Here is a 403-nt window from a genome sequence, read left to right as displayed (position 1 = left end):
GGTGGCGTGTTATTTGTGGTGAGTATTGCCATCAATATCCATGGTGTATCAATTTGGCACTTTAGAGCGGCTTTGGTTGTGCTTGGTGTGGGTTGGAACTTTATGTTCATCGCTGCAACAGGCTTATTCAGCCAGTCGTATCAAGCTCAAAATAAAGCCAAGGCACAAGCGTTCAATGAATTTGTTGTGTTTGGTTGTGTAACTGTCACGGCGCTACTGTCTGGTTGGTTGGAGTCAACAGTAGGTTGGCAAAACCTTAACGTTTACGTTTTACCATTCGTTTTGGCCGTAATTTTGTTGTTTGCATTCAGTGCGCGTAAATCACGCATTCAAAAGCAGCCCGTGTAATGGTTCATCGAATGGTGGTTCAGCAAGTTTTTTACTGTGACTAAACCCCTAGTAT

The 403-nt window shown here is 43.4% G+C and carries 1 pseudogene; it reads left to right on the top strand.

Features of this window, described 5'->3' with window-relative positions:
• Nucleotides 1-348 (top strand): annotated as a pseudogene (locus AB4653_RS26800) (MFS transporter); the annotation flags it as partial.
• Nucleotides 349-403: the final 55 nt, after the last annotated feature.

The sequence above is a fragment of the Vibrio sp. 10N.222.48.A3 genome (genome assembly GCF_041475345.1).
Classification (GTDB): Bacteria; Pseudomonadota; Gammaproteobacteria; order Enterobacterales; family Vibrionaceae; genus Vibrio; species Vibrio tasmaniensis_A.
This window is presented reverse-complemented; position numbering and strand designations above follow the sequence as displayed.